The organism is Streptomyces sp. AK08-02, from assembly GCF_033795085.1.
Taxonomy (GTDB): Bacteria; Actinomycetota; Actinomycetes; order Streptomycetales; family Streptomycetaceae; genus Streptomyces; species Streptomyces echiniscabiei.
Window position 1 is genome coordinate 127,759 of record NZ_JARAZV010000011.1, and the last position, 17,484, is coordinate 145,242.

16 protein-coding genes are annotated in these 17,484 nt (G+C 71.3%); 14 read left to right on the forward strand and 2 right to left on the reverse strand.

All coding sequences use genetic code 11. From position 1 onward, the window contains the following. Nucleotides 1-52 precede the first annotated feature (52 nt). Nucleotides 53-877 (forward strand): Fic family protein, encoded by an 825-nt coding sequence (locus PV734_RS23510; RefSeq protein ID WP_319092693.1) that lies wholly within the window; start codon nt 53-55, stop codon nt 875-877. Between the two features lie 406 nt (nt 878-1,283). Here the strand turns inward: PV734_RS23510 and PV734_RS23515 are convergent, their stop codons facing one another. Beyond that, the gene (locus PV734_RS23515; RefSeq protein WP_319092692.1) at nt 1,284-2,117 is read right to left on the reverse strand and encodes an HAD-IB family hydrolase; all 834 of its coding nucleotides are present in this window, start codon (nt 2,115-2,117) and stop codon (nt 1,284-1,286) included. Nucleotides 2,118-2,634: 517 nt separating this feature from the next. Here PV734_RS23515 and ssd point away from each other — a divergent pair. The 7 genes from ssd to PV734_RS23550 all read left to right on the forward strand — a co-directional run bounded on the left by ssd (nt 2,635) and on the right by PV734_RS23550 (nt 7,843). Continuing rightward, nucleotides 2,635-3,741 (forward strand): septum site-determining protein Ssd, encoded by a 1,107-nt coding sequence (ssd, locus tag PV734_RS23520; RefSeq protein WP_319291492.1) that lies wholly within the window; start codon nt 2,635-2,637, stop codon nt 3,739-3,741. Continuing rightward, entirely contained in the window at nt 3,738-4,943 is a 1,206-nt protein-coding gene (locus PV734_RS23525; protein ID WP_319291494.1) for a TadA family conjugal transfer-associated ATPase, read from the forward strand. The genes ssd and PV734_RS23525 overlap by 4 nt, the downstream gene beginning before the upstream one ends. Continuing rightward, a complete protein-coding gene (locus PV734_RS23530; protein WP_319291496.1) occupies nt 4,940-5,809 on the forward strand; it encodes a type II secretion system F family protein in 870 nt (289 codons plus the stop codon). Before PV734_RS23525 ends, PV734_RS23530 begins: the two co-directional genes overlap by 4 nt. A gap of 70 nt (nt 5,810-5,879) precedes the next feature. Further along, nucleotides 5,880-6,680: a type II secretion system F family protein gene (locus tag PV734_RS23535; RefSeq protein WP_319092687.1), complete on the forward strand. Its 801-nt coding sequence runs from the start codon at nt 5,880-5,882 to the stop codon at nt 6,678-6,680. A 143-nt stretch (nt 6,681-6,823) separates the two neighbouring features. After that, nucleotides 6,824-7,042, forward strand: a complete 219-nt coding sequence (locus PV734_RS23540) for a DUF4244 domain-containing protein (protein WP_319092686.1) — start codon at nt 6,824-6,826, stop codon at nt 7,040-7,042. Next, nucleotides 7,029-7,421: a TadE family type IV pilus minor pilin gene (locus PV734_RS23545; RefSeq protein WP_319291499.1), complete on the forward strand. Its 393-nt coding sequence runs from the start codon at nt 7,029-7,031 to the stop codon at nt 7,419-7,421. The genes PV734_RS23540 and PV734_RS23545 overlap by 14 nt, the downstream gene beginning before the upstream one ends. After that, nucleotides 7,418-7,843: an Rv3654c family TadE-like protein gene (locus tag PV734_RS23550; RefSeq protein WP_319092684.1), complete on the forward strand. Its 426-nt coding sequence runs from the start codon at nt 7,418-7,420 to the stop codon at nt 7,841-7,843. The genes PV734_RS23545 and PV734_RS23550 overlap by 4 nt, the downstream gene beginning before the upstream one ends. 14 nt (nt 7,844-7,857) lie before the next feature. On the opposite strand, the gene PV734_RS23555 is transcribed toward PV734_RS23550, so the two are convergent. Then, a complete protein-coding gene (locus PV734_RS23555; protein WP_319291502.1) occupies nt 7,858-10,332 on the reverse strand; it encodes a DEAD/DEAH box helicase in 2,475 nt (824 codons plus the stop codon). An 80-nt stretch (nt 10,333-10,412) separates the two neighbouring features. Here PV734_RS23555 and bldG point away from each other — a divergent pair, with 80 nt between their 5' ends. From bldG to PV734_RS23585, 6 genes are all read left to right on the forward strand, one after another. Then, nucleotides 10,413-10,754, forward strand: coding sequence for an anti-sigma factor antagonist BldG (gene bldG / locus PV734_RS23560; RefSeq protein ID WP_005475923.1), 342 nt, complete (start codon nt 10,413-10,415; stop codon nt 10,752-10,754). A gap of 126 nt (nt 10,755-10,880) precedes the next feature. Beyond that, the gene (locus PV734_RS23565) at nt 10,881-11,312 is read left to right on the forward strand and encodes an ATP-binding protein (protein ID WP_319092682.1); all 432 of its coding nucleotides are present in this window, start codon (nt 10,881-10,883) and stop codon (nt 11,310-11,312) included. A gap of 329 nt (nt 11,313-11,641) precedes the next feature. Then, on the forward strand, nt 11,642-14,047 hold the full coding sequence (locus PV734_RS23570; protein ID WP_319092680.1) for a sodium-translocating pyrophosphatase: 2,406 nt from the start codon (nt 11,642-11,644) through the stop codon (nt 14,045-14,047). Nucleotides 14,048-14,308: 261 nt separating this feature from the next. Further along, on the forward strand, nt 14,309-14,923 hold the full coding sequence (locus PV734_RS23575; protein ID WP_319092679.1) for a small secreted protein: 615 nt from the start codon (nt 14,309-14,311) through the stop codon (nt 14,921-14,923). A gap of 110 nt (nt 14,924-15,033) precedes the next feature. Further along, on the forward strand, nt 15,034-16,590 hold the full coding sequence (locus PV734_RS23580) for a methyltransferase (RefSeq protein ID WP_415924253.1): 1,557 nt from the start codon (nt 15,034-15,036) through the stop codon (nt 16,588-16,590). 534 nt (nt 16,591-17,124) lie between these two features. Then, nucleotides 17,125-17,322 (forward strand): hypothetical protein, encoded by a 198-nt coding sequence (locus PV734_RS23585; RefSeq protein WP_319092677.1) that lies wholly within the window; start codon nt 17,125-17,127, stop codon nt 17,320-17,322. The last annotated feature ends 162 nt before the right edge of the window (nt 17,323-17,484 follow it).

Sequence of the window (17,484 nt, forward strand, 5' to 3'; positions counted from 1 at the left end):
GTCCACTCCTTCGTGGGTCGGCCCGCTTCCCGGAGTGCGTAGGGTCGTACTCATGAGTACGACAGGCGCGACCGCCGACCCGCTCGCGGCCCTGGGATCCCTTCCCGGGGTGGCCGACTCCGTGGAGTCCGTGCGCAAGGCCGTGGACCGGGTCTACGGCCATCGCATCATGCGGCGGCGCAGCAACGAGATCACCGGCGAGGCGGCACTGCGCGGTGCGCGCGGTTCCGCTGCCCTCTCCGGCGCTGACTGGGCCCTCGAAGAGGTGCGTCGGCGCACCGACTTCAGCGGTGACGACGAGGCCCGGGTGGTCGGCGCGGCCCTCCGGCTGACCGCGGAGGCCGGCCAGCTCCTGTCCATCTGGCGCCAGTCGCCGCTGCGGGTCCTGGCCCGGCTGCATCTGGTCGCCGCCGCGGGTACGGCCGACGAGGTGGGGCGCCCGCGGCAGGACGGCGAGCCGGTCGACGAGCCACTGGTCGAACTTCCGCTGCCGAGCGCGGCCGAGGTGTCCGGACGGCTGGAGGGACTCGCGGAGCTGATCATCGCGGGAGGTTCGGCCCCCGCCCTGGTCACGGCCGCGGTCGTGCACGGCGAACTCGTCGCACTGCGACCCTTCGGCTCCCACAACGGCCTTGTCGCGCGCGCGGCCGAGCGCATCGTCCTGATCGGCAGCGGCCTCGACCCGAAGTCCGTGTGCCCGGCCGAGGTCGGCCACGCCGAACCGGGCCGCGCTGCCTACCTGGCGGCGCTCGACGGCTATGTCTCCGGCACCCCGGAAGGCATGGCGCGGTGGATCGCCCACTGTGGCCGGGCGGTCGAACTCGGAGCCCGTGAATCGACGGCGGTGTGCGAGGCGCTGCAACGCGGGGCGGCGTAGGAAAGACGGCACAGGGGAAACGAAAAGGCCCTCCGCGGAGGGCCTTCAACGGGTTGCGGCGGTACGAGGATTCGTACCGCCGCCAGCATGTCCACTCGGTTACCAAGCGTCCTCGGATTTTTGCCCATCAGGTCGGGAACTCTGCCCGTCGCCTGGTGCGGCTGGCCCGTAATCGACGGGTCGACGTCGCGTGGGTGCCCAGTGTTCATACTCGGGTCCGTGGGGCCAAATGCGTTATAAAGGTGATCCTTTCGGATGTCCTTGGTCTCGCGGGCCGTTGAGTCCTTTCTACTCCTGGACCGGTGTAAGCGGAAGCCCTGGCTGCACTTCTTTACTTTTATCCTCAAACGGGAATGAATCGGGCGCCGGTGTGCCGGATGGCTCCGGACGGGGTGCGGGAGGCGGCTCAGACGACCGTCGGACGGCGCCGGTTCGCGTACCAGACCAGGCCCGCCGTGGCGGCCGCCGCACCTATCGCGGCAGCGGCGACGAGGGCCGGACGCGGCGGCACGGAGAGCGCGGGCAGGCGCTGCTTCAGCCGGACCGGGCGGTGGAAGTCCAGGATCGGCCACCCGCGGGCGACCGCTTCCCGGCGCAGCGCGCGGTCCGGGTTCACGGCGTGCGGATGGCCGACGGACGACAGCATGGGGATGTCGGTGACGCTGTCGCTGTAGGCGTAGCAGCGGGCGAGGTCGTATCCCTCGGACTCGGCCAGCTCCTTGATCGCCTCGGCCTTCGTCGGCCCGTACGCGTAGTACTCCACCTCGCCCGTGAAGCAGCCGTCGTCGCCGACGACCATCCGCGTGGCCACCACCCGGTCCGCACCGAGCAGTTCACCGATCGGCTCGACGACCTCGGCGCCCGATGTGGACACGATCACCACGTCTCGGCCGGCGGTGTGGTGCTCCTCGATGAGGGAGGCCGCCTCGTCGTAGATGATCGGGTCGATCAGGTCGTGCAGTGTCTCGGCGACGATCTCCTTGACCAGTTGGACGTTCCAGCCGCGGCACAGCGCGGACAGGTACTCGCGCATGCGCTCCATCTGGTCATGGTCGGCACCGCCCGCCAGGAAGACGAACTGGGCATACGCGGTACGCAGGACGGCCCTGCGGTTGATCAGGCCGCCTTGGTAGAACGACTTGCTGAACGTGAGCGTGCTGGACTTCGCAATGACCGTCTTGTCCAGGTCGAAGAAGGCGGCTGTGCGGGGCAAGGAGTGGTTTTCCACGAGCCTGAGCATAGGCGCCCACCATTCGGCCTAAGGAGTGGCACGCGGGTTTGCCCGAGAAGGCTCTCGGGTACACCATGGAAGTCACGGATCGTTCGCGACCGTGCTAACCCGGTCCGGCTCCTCCCCCCCCCGAGTCGAACCGTGGGGACGACCCCCGCTCTCCCCCCCGGCGGGGGTCGTCGCATGTCCGGGTGGGTTTTCTTTCTTCCCCAGCACACTGTCCGCGGCCCTGGTGCCGTCCGAGGCGGCTCCGGCCGCCTCTTTTGCATGCCCAGGGCTCGTCACTGTGTGTAGCTGACGCAGTGCTCTGTGGAAAGTCGAAGAGTGCTCACCTGTTTGGGTGATGCCGATATCCACAACCACCGAGTTGTCCACAGATTTCACTCAAGATCCACTTGTTTTCCGGGTTCGCTGCACCGTGATTCCAGCGCGTCCCGCTCGCGGCGAGTTCATGGCCGGTTCCGTTTGCCGGGCGCGTACGGCCGGATTCCGTCGGCCGCGTATATGGCGAAGGGGGCTGGAAGACATGGCGGGAGCCATCACACACGACAACGACCGGGCCGGGGCCGAGGGACGGCAGAGCGGACCGCTGATCGTCACCGAGGACGCCGACCTGCTGGACGACCTGCTGCGGTTGTGCGCGGCGGCCGGAGCCACACCCGAAGTGCACCACGGGGTACCCGAGCGAGGCGGTGGCTGGGAGGCGGCACCCCTCGTCCTGGTCGGCGACGACGCCGTACGACGGGTACGTGGGGCCGCGCGCCGACGGGGCGTGGTGCTGGTCGGGCGCGACCAGGACGACTCCGGGGTCTGGCGGCGGGCCGTCGAGATCGGCGCCGATCACGTCCTGATGCTGCCCGACGGCGAGCAGTGGCTCGTCGACCGGATCGCCGACGTCGCCGAGGGCGTCGGCAGGCCCGCGCTCACGGTGGGCGTCATCGGCGGCCGGGGCGGCGCGGGAGCGTCCACGCTGGCCTGCGCGCTCGCCGTCACCTCCGCGCGTGAGGGACTGCGCACCCTGCTCGTGGACGCGGATCCGCTGGGCGGCGGACTCGACGTACTCCTCGGTGGCGAGACGGCCGACGGACTGCGCTGGCCGGCCTTCGCCGCCTCGCGAGGCCGGGTCGGCGGCGGCGCCCTGGAGGAGTCGCTGCCGAAACTGCACTCCCTGAGGGTGCTGAGCTGGGACCGCGGAGACAGCGTGTCCGTCCCGCCCCAAGCCGTACGAGCGGTGCTCGCCGCGGCCAGACGGAGCGGCGGCGCTGTCGTCGTCGACCTCCCTCGCCGCGTCGACGACGGCGTCGCGGAAGTCCTCGCCCAACTGGACGTCGGACTCCTGGTGGTCCCAGGTGAACTGCGCGCCGTCGCGGCGGCCGGCCGGGTGGCGTCCGCCGTCGGCATGGTCCTGCGCGACCTGCGCGTGGCCGTAAGGGGGCCGTACACACCCGGGCTGGACGACCACGAAGTGGCCCGGCTGCTCAATCTGCCGCTGGCCGGTGAGGTCCCCGTCGAATCGGCGCTGTCCCGCCCGCACGAGGGCAAGGCGCCCCCAGGAGCGGCCGTACGCGGACCGCTGGCCCGGTTCTGCACCATGTTCTGGGAGCGGGCGCTGGCCGAGGCAGGCAGCGTATGAGCGGCGGACGTTGGGACGAGGGGCCGGGCGCGTCGACCGGCCTGCTGGACGGCGTACGGCAGTGGCTGGCCGAGAGCGGGGCCGAGGCGACGCCCGCGCGCGTGGCACAGGCACTGCGGGAGCAGGGACGGGTCCTCGGGGATGCCGAAGTGCTGGGCGCCGCCGAGCGGTTGAGGTCGGAACTGGTCGGCACCGGCCCGCTGGAGCCGCTGCTCGCCGATCCGTCGGTCAGTGACGTGCTGGTGGCGGCCCCGGACCGGGTGTGGGTGGACCGGGGCGGCGGACTGGAGCTGACCGACGTCTCCTTCCCGGACGCGGGTGCCGTACGGCGGCTCGCGCAGCGCCTCGCCGCGGTGGCCGGACGGCGCCTCGACGACGCCCGGCCGTGGGTCGACGCCAGGCTGCCAGACGGGACCCGCCTGCACGCGGTACTGCCGCCGGTGGCCGTCGGCTGCACCTGTCTGTCGCTCCGGGTGGTACGGCCGCGCGCGTTCACCCTGGATGAGCTGATGGCCGCGGGGACGGTACCGCCGGGCGGCGACCGGGTGCTGAGGGCGCTGCTCGACGCACGGCTGTCCTTCCTGGTCAGCGGCGGTACGGGGTGTGGCAAGACCACTCTCCTCAGCGCGTTGCTGGGGCTGGTCGGCCCGGGCGAGCGGATCGTGCTCGCCGAGGACTCCGCGGAGCTGCGGCCCGAGCATCCGCACGTCGTGCACCTGGAGACCAGACCCGCCAACCAGGAGGGCGCGGGCCTGGTCACGCTCCAGGACCTGGTGCGGCAGGCGTTGCGGATGCGGCCCGACCGACTGGCGGTCGGGGAGGTCCGAGGTGCCGAGGTGGTGCATCTGCTCGCCGCCCTGAACACGGGTCACAGCGGCTGCGGGACGGTGCACGCGAACGCAGCGGCGGACGTACCGGCGCGGCTGGAGGCACTGGGTACGGCTGCCGGGCTCGACCGGGCCGCGCTGCACAGCCAGTTGGCGGCCGCGCTGTCGGTGGTCCTGCACCTCGTCCGCGACCGGGCCGGGCGGCGCCGGATCGCCGAGGTGCATGTGCTGGAGCGGGACCCGTCGGGGCTGGTGGTGACGGTTCCGGCGCTGCGGTGGGGCGAGGAGGCGTTCGCGTACGAGCGGGGCTGGGAGCGGCTGCGGGGGCTGCTCCGCGCCGTCGGCGACAAGGGGCAGGGAGGTGAAGGCACATGACCGGGACAGGAGCGTTGGCGATGGGCGTGGCCGGGGTGTGCGTGGTGTCGCTCTGCTGGCTGCTGGGCGGGCGTAATCCGGGGGCACGCCGGGCGGAGTTGCTGCTCGCCGGGGGCGGGCCCTTGGGCACGGGGCCCCCTCCGTGGAAGCAGGCGGTCGGTGAACTGCGGCGGCTGCGTGCGTGGTTGCGGGCCGAGTGGTGGTCGGTGGCCGTCGGGCTGGTGGTGGCGCTGCTGGGCGCCTCCGTAGTGCCGGCGCTGGCGGGCGCGGCCGGGGTGCCGTTGCTGCGCCGGGTACGGCGGGCCGGTGAGGTGCGCCGGGCACGGGAGCGGCGCGGCGACGAGGTGATCGCGCTGTGCGGGGCGCTCGCCGGCGAGGTGCGCGCCGGGCGGCAGCCGGGGGAGGCGCTGTTGCGGGCGGCACGTGACTCCGGCGGGCTCGGCGAGGCGCAGGCGTCGGTGCTGGCGGCCGCGCGGTTCGGCGGTGACGTACCCGGGGCGCTCGCCGTGGCGGCCCGACAACCGGGCGCGGAGGGGCTGTTGGGTCTCGCGGCGTGCTGGCGGGTGGCTGTGGATCAGGGTGCCGGGCTGGCGGCCGGACTCGACCGCCTCGAAGGGGCCCTGCGCGCCGACCGGGACCAACGTGCGGACCTGCGTGCCCAGTTGGCGGGTGCCCGGTCGACGGCGGTGATGCTCGCCGGCCTGCCGGTGCTGGGACTGGTCCTGGGCACGGCCCTGGGCGCCGACCCCCTGCACGTGCTGCTGCACACCGGCGCCGGACTGGGCTGCCTGCTGGTCGGCGGGGTGCTGGAAGGCGTCGGCCTGTGGTGGGCACTGCGGATCGTGCGGGGAGCGGAGACGGCATGAGGGCCGGCGGAGTGAGTGACGGGGGCCGCCTCGGTGCGGCTGCCGAGGGCGCGCGGAGAGGGGAGTCGGTATGAGCGCGGAGGTTTTCCACAGGTTGGGGGTATCGCTCGGGGTCGTGCTGGCCCTGGGGTGGCTGCTGCGGTGGATCGGGGTCGTACGGCGTGAGCGGCGGGTGCGCCGGAGGCTGGCCCGGCTGCTCGCGCTGGAACTGCGGCGGGAACGCGCAGCGGTGGAACGGCGGTTCGGGGCGCGGAGTGCCGTGCGGCGGTGGCTGCCCGTGGCGGGTGCGGTGAGCGGCGGGTGGGTGCTGGTCGGCGGTGTGGCCGGCGTGGTGGTGGGGCTGGTCGCCGGGGTCGGGCTGTGGTGGTGGCGACTGCGGCGGTCGGTCGGTGATGCGGCGGCGGAGGCTGTCGACACCGCCGAGGCGGCTCGGCAGCTTCCGCTTGCGGCCGACCTGCTGGCGGCGTGTATCGCGGCCGGCGCCGGTCCGGTGATCGCCGCCCAGGCGGTGGGTGAAGCGCTGGCGGGGCCGGTCGGGGAGCGGCTGGCACGAGGTGCGGCGGAGGTACGGCTCGGCGGCGAACCGGCCGAAGCCTGGCGGAGGTTGGCGTCGATACCGGGAGCCGGCCCGTTGGCGGGACTGCTGGAGCGGGCCGACGAGTCCGGCGTCCCCGCGGCGGGGCCCGTCGCGCGTCTCGCCGCCGACACCCGCGCCGAGTGGGGCCGCACGGCGACGGAACGGGCCCGGCGGGCGGCCGTCATGGTCACCGCGCCGGTGGGCCTCTGCTTCCTGCCCGCCTTCATCGCGGTCGGCGTACTGCCCGTGGTGATGGGGCTGGCCGACGGGCTGCTGGGCGGGGGTGGTGGATGACGCGAGGGGTGAGTGCTCAGGAGCAGGTCATCGGCGGATCTTGATCGACAACAAGCCGACAACACACCCACGACAACAGACCCACGACAACAGGTCCACGACAAACAAGCCATAGACAAGGCTGAAAACTTACGGGAGTTGAGATGTTCACAGTGGTGCGGGTGCGGATGTGTGCCCTGGTGTGCAGGACGCGTGTGGCGCTGGCGGCGCGGCGGGATGCCGGGATGGTGACCTCCGAATATGCCGTTGGCATCATCGCGGCGGTGGCGTTCGCCGCGGTGCTCTACAAGGTGGTGACGAGCGGGCAGGTCAGCTCGGAATTGCAGGCCATCGTGAAGAAGGCCCTCGATGCCAAGATGTGAACGCCCCGGCCAGGAGCGGGATGTCGGGCGGTTCCGGGACCGGGGGTTCGTGACCGCCGAGGCCGCGGTGGTGCTGCCCGCGCTGGTGCTGTTCTCGATGGCGCTGGTCTGGGCCCTGCTCGTCGCCGCCGCGGAGATCCAGTGCGTGGACGCGGCCCGGGCCGGTGCCCGGGCCGCCGCCCGGCAGGACCCGCCCGGCGCGGTCGCCGAGGTGGCTCGCGGCGCGGCCCCGCGCGGGGCGGAGGTCACCGTCACCAGGGAGGGCGACCTCGTGCGCGTGGAGGTGGTGGCCCAGCCGCCGGGGCTCGGTGGTCTCACCGTCGATGTGGCGCACGAAGCGGTGGCGTTGGCGGAGGAGACGGTGGGGGTGGGCACATGAGGCCACTGGGAATCGGGAGGCGAGGGCGGCTGCTCAGAGCTGTTTCCTGTCGTCCGTTCCGCTCCGACCGCGGCTCCGCGACTGTGTGGAGCGTGGGCGCCATCGCCGTCCTGTGTGTGGTGTTCGGCGTGGTGCTCGCCATGGGGCAGGCCGCTGTGGCCCGGCATCGGGCCGCCGCCGGTGCGGATCTGGCGGCGCTCGCGGCGGCGGACCACTGGCCTGAGGGCGCCTCGGAGGCCTGTGCTCGGGCGGACCGGGTGGCCGCGGCGCAGGGCACCCGGCTCGTTCGGTGCGCGATGGTGGGCGAGACGTCGGACCTGACGGTGGCAGCGGGACGGGGCCTGTTCGCGGCCGAGGTCAGGTCGAGGGCGGGTCCGCCGGGACCCGTCGGCCCTCTGGGGCCGACTGGGCCGTCGCCGTGAGGCGAGCCCCGGCCTCAGCCCTTCCCGTCCGGAGTCTTCTCCTCCGGTGCTCCCTGAAGCAGAACCGTCAGCAAGCGCACCGCCCCGCGTTTGTGCAAGGGCTCGTTGCCGTTGCCGCACTTGGGGGACTGGACGCAGGACGGGCAGCCGGCGTCGCACTCGCAGGAGGCGATGGCCTGCCGGGTGGCCGTCAGCCAGGAACGAGCCGTGTGGAAGGCGCGCTCCGCGAAGCCGGCGCCGCCCGGATGGCCGTCGTACACGAAGACCGTCGGAAGAAGGGTGTCCGGGTGGAGCGGGACGGAGACGCCGCCGATGTCCCAGCGGTCGCAGGTCGCGAACAGGGGCAGCATGCCGATCGACGCGTGTTCGGCGGCGTGCAGGGCGCCGCCGAGGATCTCCGGGTTGATGCGGGCGGCGTCGAGCTGGTCCTCCGTGACCGTCCACCACACGGCACGGGTGCGCAGCGTCCGAGGAGGGAGGTCGAGCTTCGTCTCGCCCAGGACCTCACCGGTGATGACCCGTCGGCGCAGGAAGGAGACGACCTGGTTGGTGACCTCGACGGAGCCGTAGCAGAGGCGGCCGTCGCCCCAGGGGATCTCGGTGTCCGTCTCCAGGACGGCGATGGACGTCGTGTCGCGGGCGACCGTCGAATACGGCGGGTTCGCCTCCTCGACCAGGGCGACCGAGTCCGCCAGGTCGAGGGAGCGGACGAGATAGGTACGGCCCTGGTGGAGGTGGACCGCCCCCTCGTGCACAGCCGTGTGTGAGGCCCCCGCGTCGACCGTGCCCAGCAGCCGTCCCGTGCCCTCCTCGACGATCTGGACCGGGTTGCCGCCCCCGCCCCGGATGTCGGCCAGGTCGGCGGCCCGCTCGCGGCGGGTCCAGTGCCAGCCGCCGGTGCGGCGACGAAGCAGCTTCGCGGCCTCCAACTGGGGCAGCAGGGCAGCGGTTGCGGGGCCGAAGAGTTCCAGGTCCTTCTCGGTCAGGGGCGATTCGGCCGCCGCCGCGCACAAGTGGGGGGCCAGGACGTACGGGTTGTCCGGGTCGAGAACCGTCGACTCGACCGGCTGGTCGAACAGGGCCTCCGGGTGGTGGACGAGGAAGGTGTCCAGCGGGTCGTCGCGGGCGACCAGGATGGCCAGCGCGCCCTGTCCGGCACGTCCGGCGCGGCCCGCCTGCTGCCACAGGGAGGCGCGGGTGCCCGGGTAGCCGGCGATGACGACGGCGTCCAACCCGGAGACGTCGATGCCGAGTTCGAGGGCGGTGGTGGCGGCGAGGCCGAGGAGCTCGCCGGAGTGGAGGGCCTGTTCAAGGGCTCTGCGCTCCTCGGGGAGGTAGCCGCCGCGATAGGCGGCCACCCGCCGGGCCAGCGAGCGGTCGACCTCGGCCAGGCGTTCCTGGGCGATCACGGAGATCAGCTCGGCTCCGCGTCTGGAGCGCACGAAGGCCACCGAGCGCACGCCCTGGACAGTGAGGTCGGTCAGCAGGTCGGCCGTCTCGGCGGTGGCCGTTCGGCGGACGGGAGCGCCCTTCTCGCCGTGCAGTTCGGTGAGCGGGGGCTCCCAGAGGGCGAACACCAGTTCACCACGGGGTGAGGCGTCGTCCGCGACCTCGACGACCGGGAGGCCCGTCAGACGGCCGGCCGCGACGGACGGCTCGGCGGCCGTGGCCGAGGCGAGCAGGAAGACGGGGGAGGCGCCGTAGCGGGCGCACAGGCGGCGCAGCCGGCGCAGGACCTGGGCGACGTGGGAGCCGAAGACACCGCGGTAGGTGTGGCACTCGTCGATGACGACGTACTTCAGCGACTTCAGGAAGGAGGCCCAGCGGGGGTGGGACGGGAGTATCCCCCGGTGCAGCATGTCCGGGTTGGTGAGGACGTAGTTCGCGTACTGGCGGACCCATTCGCGTTCCTCGACGGGAGTGTCGCCGTCGTACACGGCCGGGCGTACCGCGTTTCCCAAAGGTTGTGAAAGTTCCTTCACCGAACGGCGCTGGTCGGCTGCGAGGGCTTTGGTCGGGGCGAGGTACAGCGCGGTCGCCCCACGGCCGTTGGGCGCCTCGGAGCCGTCCAGAAGGCGGGAGAGGACCGGCACGAGGTAAGCGAGCGACTTGCCCGAGGCGGTGCCTGTGGCGACGATCACGTTGTCGCCGTCCAGGGCGTGCTCGGCGGCCAGTGCCTGGTGGGCCCAGGGGTGTTCGATACCGGCGGCCTGGACGGCCGCGACGACCTCGGCGCGAATCCGGTCGGGCCAGACGGCATGGCGGCCCGTACGCGGGGGCAAGTGCTCCGTATGAGTGATGCGCGAAGCCCGGCCAGGGCCCGAGGCGAGCCGGTCCAGGATGGTGCCCGGATCGGGTCGCGAGGCGGCCGGAGACGAGGGTCGTTCGGATCGGTGATTCTTGGCCATCGGCATCGAGTGTGTCACTGGCGTGACGGACAATGGGCCCAAGGCGTCGTGCACGCCCTGCGGTAAGTGATTGAATGCCATCGCGGCTGGCGAACCGTCCTGGGGACTCTGCCGAGGTGTCCCTTGGGATGACCGCTCGATAGCAAGGTGCTGGAGGATCCGTGGACCTGTCCCTGTCGACCCGTACCGTCGGCGATCGTACGGTCGTCGAGGTCGGTGGCGAAATCGACGTTTATACCGCGCCCAAGCTGCGTGAGCAGCTGGTCGAGCTGGTCAACGACGGGAGTTTTCACCTCGTCGTCGACATGGAGGGTGTCGACTTTCTCGACTCCACCGGGCTCGGCGTGCTGGTCGGCGGCCTGAAGCGTGTGCGTGCCCACGAGGGCTCGCTGCGCCTGGTCTGCAACCAGGAGCGCATTCTGAAGATCTTCCGTATCACCGGTCTGACCAAGGTGTTCCCGATTCACACCTCGGTCGACGAAGCGGTGGCGGCCACCGACTGACGACTGTTTGACGGACGCCTGTGCGGTCACCCGTACGTGCGTCCGTGACGGAAGAAGTAAACGAGGGGGGTCCGGGTCTCGGCGATCCGGCCCCCTGATCGCACGCCCGTATTCCGAGGGGGATGCATGGCCACCGTTGAACTCCGCTTCAGCGCGCTGCCCGAGCACGTCAGGACCGCCCGACTGGTGGCGGCAGCGGTGGCGCGCAGGGCCGGAGTGGACGAGGCCGTACTCGACGAGGTGCGACTCGCCGTCGGCGAGGCCTGCTCCCGTGCCGTCGGACTGCACCAGAGCGGCGGCATCACGGAGCCGGTGTGGGTGACGCTGATCGAGGAGGAGAAGCTGTTCTCCATCGAGGTCGGCGACGAAGCACCCCGTTCGGCTCCCGGTGACAACGCTCCGGGTACCGGTGATGTGGACGTGGATGCCGAGGAGGACGAGATGGGCCTCGCGGTCATCAGCGGCCTCGTCGACGACGTCGAGGTCACCGCGGGGGAGAACGGCGGATCGATCCGCATGAGCTGGCCGACCACGCCGCCGGCCACGCTCATCCCCTGACCTCACCTCTCTGCAACGCCAAGGGCCCTGCTCAGCAGGGCCCTTGGCGTTTTTGTCGGCGGGTTCCGGAATTCGTGAAGGTATTCACGATCCCTTCGTGAAGTCATTCACGATCAGTCATGCAGGAATTCGATCACGCGTCAATGCGTCTGCGGCATTACGCCATGTGGGTCAATTGATCACACGGGGATCTTCGAGGGATCTTCCGCCGATCATTTGCTGAATAGCATGGGGCGATCTATTCCGTTTCCGCGTACTGTTTTGATCAGCTTCCGGTACCTACAATCCCGTCCACATCTTGAGCTCAGCCCAAGCGTCAAGGAGGACGAATGGCGGGGCTTTCTACCCCTCATCGGTTCGACCAACCCACAACCTTCGCAGCCGCGGTACTGACCGACGACAACCGACTGATCGTCATGGTCATCGGCGTCGTCGCCCTGGCGGCGCTCGCGGTCGCCGGGGTGCTGGTGCGCCAGGTGCTCGCGGCGGGCGAGGGCACCGACAGCATGAAGGAGATCGCGAAGGCGATCCAGGAAGGCGCGAACGCCTATCTGGCACGGCAGTTGCGCACGCTCGGCGTATTCGCCGTGGTCGTGTTCTTCCTGCTGATGCTGCTGCCCGCGGACGACTGGAATCAGCGCGCCGGACGGTCGGTGTTCTTCTTGATCGGCGCCGCGTTCTCGGCGGCCACCGGTTATATCGGCATGTGGCTCGCTGTGCGCAGCAATGTGCGGGTCGCCGCAGCCGCGCGGGAAGCGACACCGGCGGCAGGCCAGCCGGAAAAGGATCTCACCGACGTCTCCCACAAAGCGATGAAGATCGCTTTCCGTACGGGCGGCGTCGTCGGCATGTTCACGGTGGGCCTCGGCCTGCTGGGCGCCTCCTGCGTGGTGCTGGTGTACGCGGCCGACGCGCCCAAGGTGCTCGAAGGCTTCGGCCTCGGTGCCGCCCTCATCGCCATGTTCATGCGTGTCGGCGGCGGCATCTTCACCAAGGCCGCCGACGTCGGCGCCGACCTGGTCGGCAAGGTCGAGCAGGGCATCCCGGAGGACGATCCCCGCAACGCCGCGACCATCGCCGACAACGTGGGCGACAACGTCGGCGACTGCGCCGGCATGGCGGCCGACCTCTTCGAGTCGTACGCCGTGACGCTGGTGGCCGCGCTGATCCTCGGCAAGGCCGCCTTCGGGGACGCCGGGCTCGCCTTCCCGCTCCTGGTGCCGGCGATCGGCGTACTCACGGCGATGGTCGGCATCTTCGCGGTGGCGCCGAAGCGTTCCGACCGCAGCGGCATGAGCGCGATCAACCGCGGCTTCTTCATCTCCGCGGTGATCTCGCTCGTACTCGTCGCGATCGCCGTCTTCGTCTATCTGCCGTCGTCGTACGCCGATCTGGACGGGGTCACCGACGCGGCGATCTCCGGCAAGGGCGGCGATCCGAGGATCCTCGCGCTTCTCGCGGTGGCCATCGGGATCGTGCTGGCGGCCCTGATCCAGCAACTGACCGGCTATTTCACCGAGACCACCCGCCGACCCGTACGGGACATCGGCAAGAGCTCCCTCACCGGTGCGGCCACCGTCGTCCTCGCCGGTATCTCCATCGGGCTCGAATCGGCCGTCTACACCGCCCTGTTGATCGGCCTCGGCGTGTACGGGGCGTTCCTCCTCGGCGGGACGTCCATCATGCTGGCGCTGTTCGCGGTGGCACTGGCGGGCACCGGCCTGCTCACCACGGTCGGCGTGATCGTGGCGATGGACACCTTCGGGCCCGTCTCCGACAACGCGCAGGGCATCGCCGAGATGTCCGGCGACGTCGAGGGCGCGGGCGCCCAGGTGCTCACCGACCTGGACGCCGTCGGCAACACCACCAAGGCCATCACCAAGGGCATCGCCATCGCCACCGCCGTCCTGGCCGCCTCGGCGCTCTTCGGGTCGTACCGGGACGCGATCACGACCGCCGCGCGCGACGTCGGCGAGAAGGTCGGCGAGGGCGGGCCGATGAACCTGGTGATGGACATCTCGCAGCCCAACAACCTGGTTGGCCTGATCGCCGGCGCGGCCGTCGTCTTCCTGTTCTCCGGGCTGGCGATCAGCGCGGTCTCGCGGTCGGCGGGTTCGGTGGTCTACGAGGTGCGGCGGCAGTTCCGCGAGCATCCCGGGATCATGAACTACACCGAGAAACCGGAGTACGGACGCGTCGTCGACATCTGTACCAAGGACGCGCTCCGGGAACTCGCCACGCCCGGGCTGCTCGCTGTCCTGGCGCCCATCGCCATCGGGTTCACGCTCGGCGTCGGCGCGCTCGGCTCGTTCCTCGCGGGCGCGATCGGCACCGGCACGCTGATGGCGGTGTTCCTCGCCAACTCCGGTGGCGCGTGGGACAACGCGAAGAAACTGGTGGAGGACGGCCATCACGGCGGCAAGGGCAGCGAGGCCCACGCGGCGACCGTCATCGGGGACACCGTCGGCGACCCGTTCAAGGACACCGCCGGCCCCGCCATCAACCCGCTGCTGAAGGTGATGAACCTGGTCGCGCTGCTCATCGCGCCCGCGATCATCAAGTTCAGCTACGGCGACGACGAGAACCTCGCACTGCGCATCGTCATCGCCGTCCTGTCGATCGCGGTGATCGTGGGCGCGGTGTACGTGTCCAAGCGGCGCGGGGTGGCCGGGGACGACGAGGGGGAGGAGGCGCAGCGGGCGGCCAAGTCGGCTGATCCCGCGGTGGTTTCGTAGCCCGAGTGGGTCCGCGGGCCACGGTTCGGCCTCTTGTGGTGTCTCGCGGTGTCCTACGGCCGGTCAGGAACCGGCCAACCAGCGGGCGGACGACGCGTTGTGACGCGTCGTCCGCCCGCTCGGCGTGGGTTGCCCCCCAAGTTTCGTGAGCCTTCTCTCTCTTGGTTCTCTCTTGATGCAAATGGCGGCAATAACACATAAACCGGATGTCCGTCACGTTGTTGTCGCCCAGTTGGCGTGTATGTTCCGGGGCCGAGAGCCATGGAAGGGACCAATCCGGTGAACAAGAAGCTCGCGGTCGCACTGTCCGGCGGTGCGGTACTGGTACTGGCGCTGTCGGGATGCAGCAGCGACGAAGGCAACGAGAAGCTGGATGCCTGGGCCAAGCAGGTGTGCGACGCGGTGAAACCGCAGGCACAGAAGATCGAGGCCGCCAACGCCGCGATCCAGAAGGAGACTTCGGACAACAGCACGCCGGCGGCCGTCCAGAAGACCGACGCGCAGGCCTTCCAGGACATGGCGGACGCCTACAGGGCGATCGGTACGGCCGTGAACACCGCGGGTGCCCCGAACGTCGACGACGGCGAGACGAAGAAGACGAACGCCGTCAAGGAGCTCAACGACATCTCGACCTCCTACGCGGGCCTGAAGAAGCAGGTGGACGGACTCGACATCAAGAACCAGGCGAAGTTCGCCGACGGCCTCAAGGGTGTCGCCACTCAGCTGGACAAACTCAGCCAGAGCGGGAACGACGCCCTGAAGGCCCTGGAGGAGGGCGACGTCGGCAAGTCGATGGCCAAGCAGGAGAGCTGCAAGTCGACGTCCTCGTCCCCCGGCTCTCCCGGGTCCCCGGCGGCCTCCTCGGCTGCCGGCTGACCTTTCCGGCCGGGTTCGCCGTCACTTCGGCGGAGGTTTTCCACAGGCGTACGGGATGTCCGCGCATGTCTGTCCACAGGCGTGCGCGGCCAAGCCGTGGGGCGGACACAATGGGAGGCGTGAGTAACGCCAGCCTGCACGCCCTGCCCTCCGCCGACCGCCCCGACGCCGCCGCGCTCCTCCGGGACGCCCTTCTGGCCGCCGACTTCACCGCCGACGGACTGCTCGACCTGCTCGGCGCGCCCGCGTATGCCGCCCTGGCGCGCAGCGAGACCGTGCCCGCGCTCCGGGCGACCCGCGGCGACACGCCGCTCGAACTGCTCGTGCGGCTGTTCCTGTTGCAGCAACCCGTGTCCCACGCGCGCGTGGCGGCCGTGCTGCCCGTCGAGGACTGTGTGGCGAGTGGGTGGCTCGTCGCCGTCGGCACAGACTCCGAGGGCGGCGGCGAGGTGACCGCCGCCGTCGACGTACGGCCGTACGGGGGGCCGGACGGCGAGGACTGGTTCATCGTGTCCGACCTGGGGTGCGCGGTCGGCGGGGCCGGGGGCATCGGCAGCCGCGACGAGGGCGTCGTGCTGGGGGTGGGCGGGGCCTCCACGACCCTCGCCGGAATCACCGTCCGTACGCCGGTCGCCTCCGCGCTCGACCTCGGTACCGGCTCCGGGATCCAGGCGCTGCACGCCGCCCGGCACGCCACGCGCGTGACGGCGACCGACCTCAACCCCCGCGCCCTGCACATCACCGCGCTGACGCTCGCCCTGTCCGGTGCCCCGGCGGCCGACCTGCGCGAGGGCTCGCTGTTCGAGCCGGTCCGGGGGGACGAGACGTACGACCTGATCGTCTCCAACCCGCCGTTCGTCATCTCGCCGGGCGCGCGGCTCACCTACCGGGACGGCGGGATGGGCGGGGACGATCTGTGCCGCACGCTCGTTCAGGAGGCGGGGGAGCGGTTGCGGGAGGGCGGATTCGCGCAGTTCCTCGCCAACTGGCAGCACCTGGAAGGGGAGGACTGGCAGGACAGGCTGAGGTCCTGGGTGCCACGCGGGTGCGATGCCTGGATCGTGCAGCGCGAGGTGCAGGACGTCACGCAGTACGCCGAGCTGTGGCTGCGCGACGCCGGCGACCACCGCTCAGACCCGGCGGAGTACCGGGCGCGGTACGACGAGTGGCTGGACGAGTTCGAGGCACGCAAGGTGAGATCGGTCGGCTTCGGCTGGATCACGCTGCGGAAAACGGGGGCGAGTGAGCCCTCGATCACCGTGGAGGAGTGGCCGCATCCCGTCGAACAGCCGCTCGGGGACACGGTTCGGGCGCACTTCCAGCGCGTGGACTACCTGCGTGCGCACGACGACGCCTCCCTGCTCGCCGCGCACTTCGCACTGGCGGACGAGGTGGTGCAGGAGCAGGTCGGGCTGCCCGGCGCCGATGACCCGGAGCACGTGGTGCTGCGCCAGAACCGCGGAATGCGCCGGGCCACCAAGGTGGACACGGTCGGCGCCGGCTTCGCAGGCGTGTGCGACGGCACGCTGAGCGCCGGGCGGATTCTCGACGCCATCGCCCAACTGGTCGGCGAGGACCCCGTGACGCTGCGGGACCGCACGCCCGCGCAGATCCGGCTGCTGGTGGAGCAGGGGTTCCTGGAGCCGTCGGGAGAGGCGGCCGAGTGAGCGCGTCCCGGGGCGCGGTGCCGTAGGGCGCTGTGCTGCCGGGTCCCCCGACGCGAGGCTGTGGTCTACGTCGTCACGACCACGGGGGAGGGGAGCTCCGCGGCCGATATCGGTACGGCAGGTCGCGTACTCCTGGGACGTACGGCAGGGGGAGCCACGGGGGCGGCGCGCGAGGCGCGGGGAAGCGTGCGGGCGGCGTGGGCCGACCGCACGCGGTGTCCGGGCCGGCGTACCGGGTGCGTGTGGGGTGGCGGGTGCGAGGAGGTTCGGGCGGCATATTCACGCCGAGTTGGGCGACCGGTCCGGGACGAGCCCGGCGCCACCCGCTGTGAGATTCACGGGCGCCGCCCGCGACGGTCCGTGGTCGGAAGGCCGGTCCGTCCGGGTGGCCAGGGCCCGCCCGGCGGGCAGCCGTACGGCCGCGTGGACGCCGTCCGCCCGGTGTTCATCTCAGGTTCGCGCGGACGCCGCCAGGGCGTGCCAGCCTCCCGGGTCCGGGGACTCCCGGGCGGCGACAGAGGGGCGCGCAGAGGTATGGAGAGCGGACCGGCGATCTTCGTGGGAATGGTGTTCGCCCTGTTCGGGGGCGGGCTGCTGGTGTGGACCGTGGCCCGGGTGCGGCACCGGGCGCCCGTCGCCCACGGTGTGAACCCCGTCGCATCGGCGGCCCTCGCGAGCGTCGCCGCGCTGGTCGCCCTGGGGGTCGGCGCGTGGTGCCTCACCCGTGTGTGAGGTGCGCCGGAGACGGGTGAGCGGCGCGTACGGCGGGGGAGCGCCGGTAACCGGTGGGTCACCGTCCGCATAGGCTCGAAGAGGCAGGTCGATACTCCGGGCGGCAGGAATGGCGGTAGTCGGGTTACCGTTCGAGTGGCCGTTGCGGGCTTTTCCCGTTTG

Bases quoted from the DNA above. Each gene is read 5' to 3' on its own strand.
- PV734_RS23525 (WP_319291494.1), top strand. From the start codon at position 3,738: ATGAGCGGCGGACGTTGGGACGAGGGGCCGGGCGCGTCGACCGGCCTG.
- PV734_RS23565 (WP_319092682.1), top strand. From the start codon at position 10,881: ATGGCCACCGTTGAACTCCGCTTCAGCGCGCTGCCCGAGCACGTCAGG.
- PV734_RS23585 (WP_319092677.1), top strand. From the start codon at position 17,125: ATGGAGAGCGGACCGGCGATCTTCGTGGGAATGGTGTTCGCCCTGTTC.
- PV734_RS23555 (WP_319291502.1), bottom strand. From the start codon at position 10,332: ATGGCATTCAATCACTTACCGCAGGGCGTGCACGACGCCTTGGGCCCA.
- ssd (WP_319291492.1), top strand. From the start codon at position 2,635: ATGGCGGGAGCCATCACACACGACAACGACCGGGCCGGGGCCGAGGGA.
- PV734_RS23545 (WP_319291499.1), top strand. From the start codon at position 7,029: ATGCCAAGATGTGAACGCCCCGGCCAGGAGCGGGATGTCGGGCGGTTC.
- PV734_RS23575 (WP_319092679.1), top strand. From the start codon at position 14,309: ATGGAAGGGACCAATCCGGTGAACAAGAAGCTCGCGGTCGCACTGTCC.
- PV734_RS23510 (WP_319092693.1), top strand. From the start codon at position 53: ATGAGTACGACAGGCGCGACCGCCGACCCGCTCGCGGCCCTGGGATCC.
- PV734_RS23550 (WP_319092684.1), top strand. From the start codon at position 7,418: ATGAGGCCACTGGGAATCGGGAGGCGAGGGCGGCTGCTCAGAGCTGTT.
- PV734_RS23570 (WP_319092680.1), top strand. From the start codon at position 11,642: ATGGCGGGGCTTTCTACCCCTCATCGGTTCGACCAACCCACAACCTTC.
- PV734_RS23530 (WP_319291496.1), top strand. From the start codon at position 4,940: ATGACCGGGACAGGAGCGTTGGCGATGGGCGTGGCCGGGGTGTGCGTG.
- PV734_RS23515 (WP_319092692.1), bottom strand. From the start codon at position 2,117: ATGCTCAGGCTCGTGGAAAACCACTCCTTGCCCCGCACAGCCGCCTTC.
- PV734_RS23540 (WP_319092686.1), top strand. From the start codon at position 6,824: ATGTTCACAGTGGTGCGGGTGCGGATGTGTGCCCTGGTGTGCAGGACG.
- PV734_RS23580 (WP_415924253.1), top strand. From the start codon at position 15,034: ATGGGAGGCGTGAGTAACGCCAGCCTGCACGCCCTGCCCTCCGCCGAC.
- PV734_RS23535 (WP_319092687.1), top strand. From the start codon at position 5,880: ATGAGCGCGGAGGTTTTCCACAGGTTGGGGGTATCGCTCGGGGTCGTG.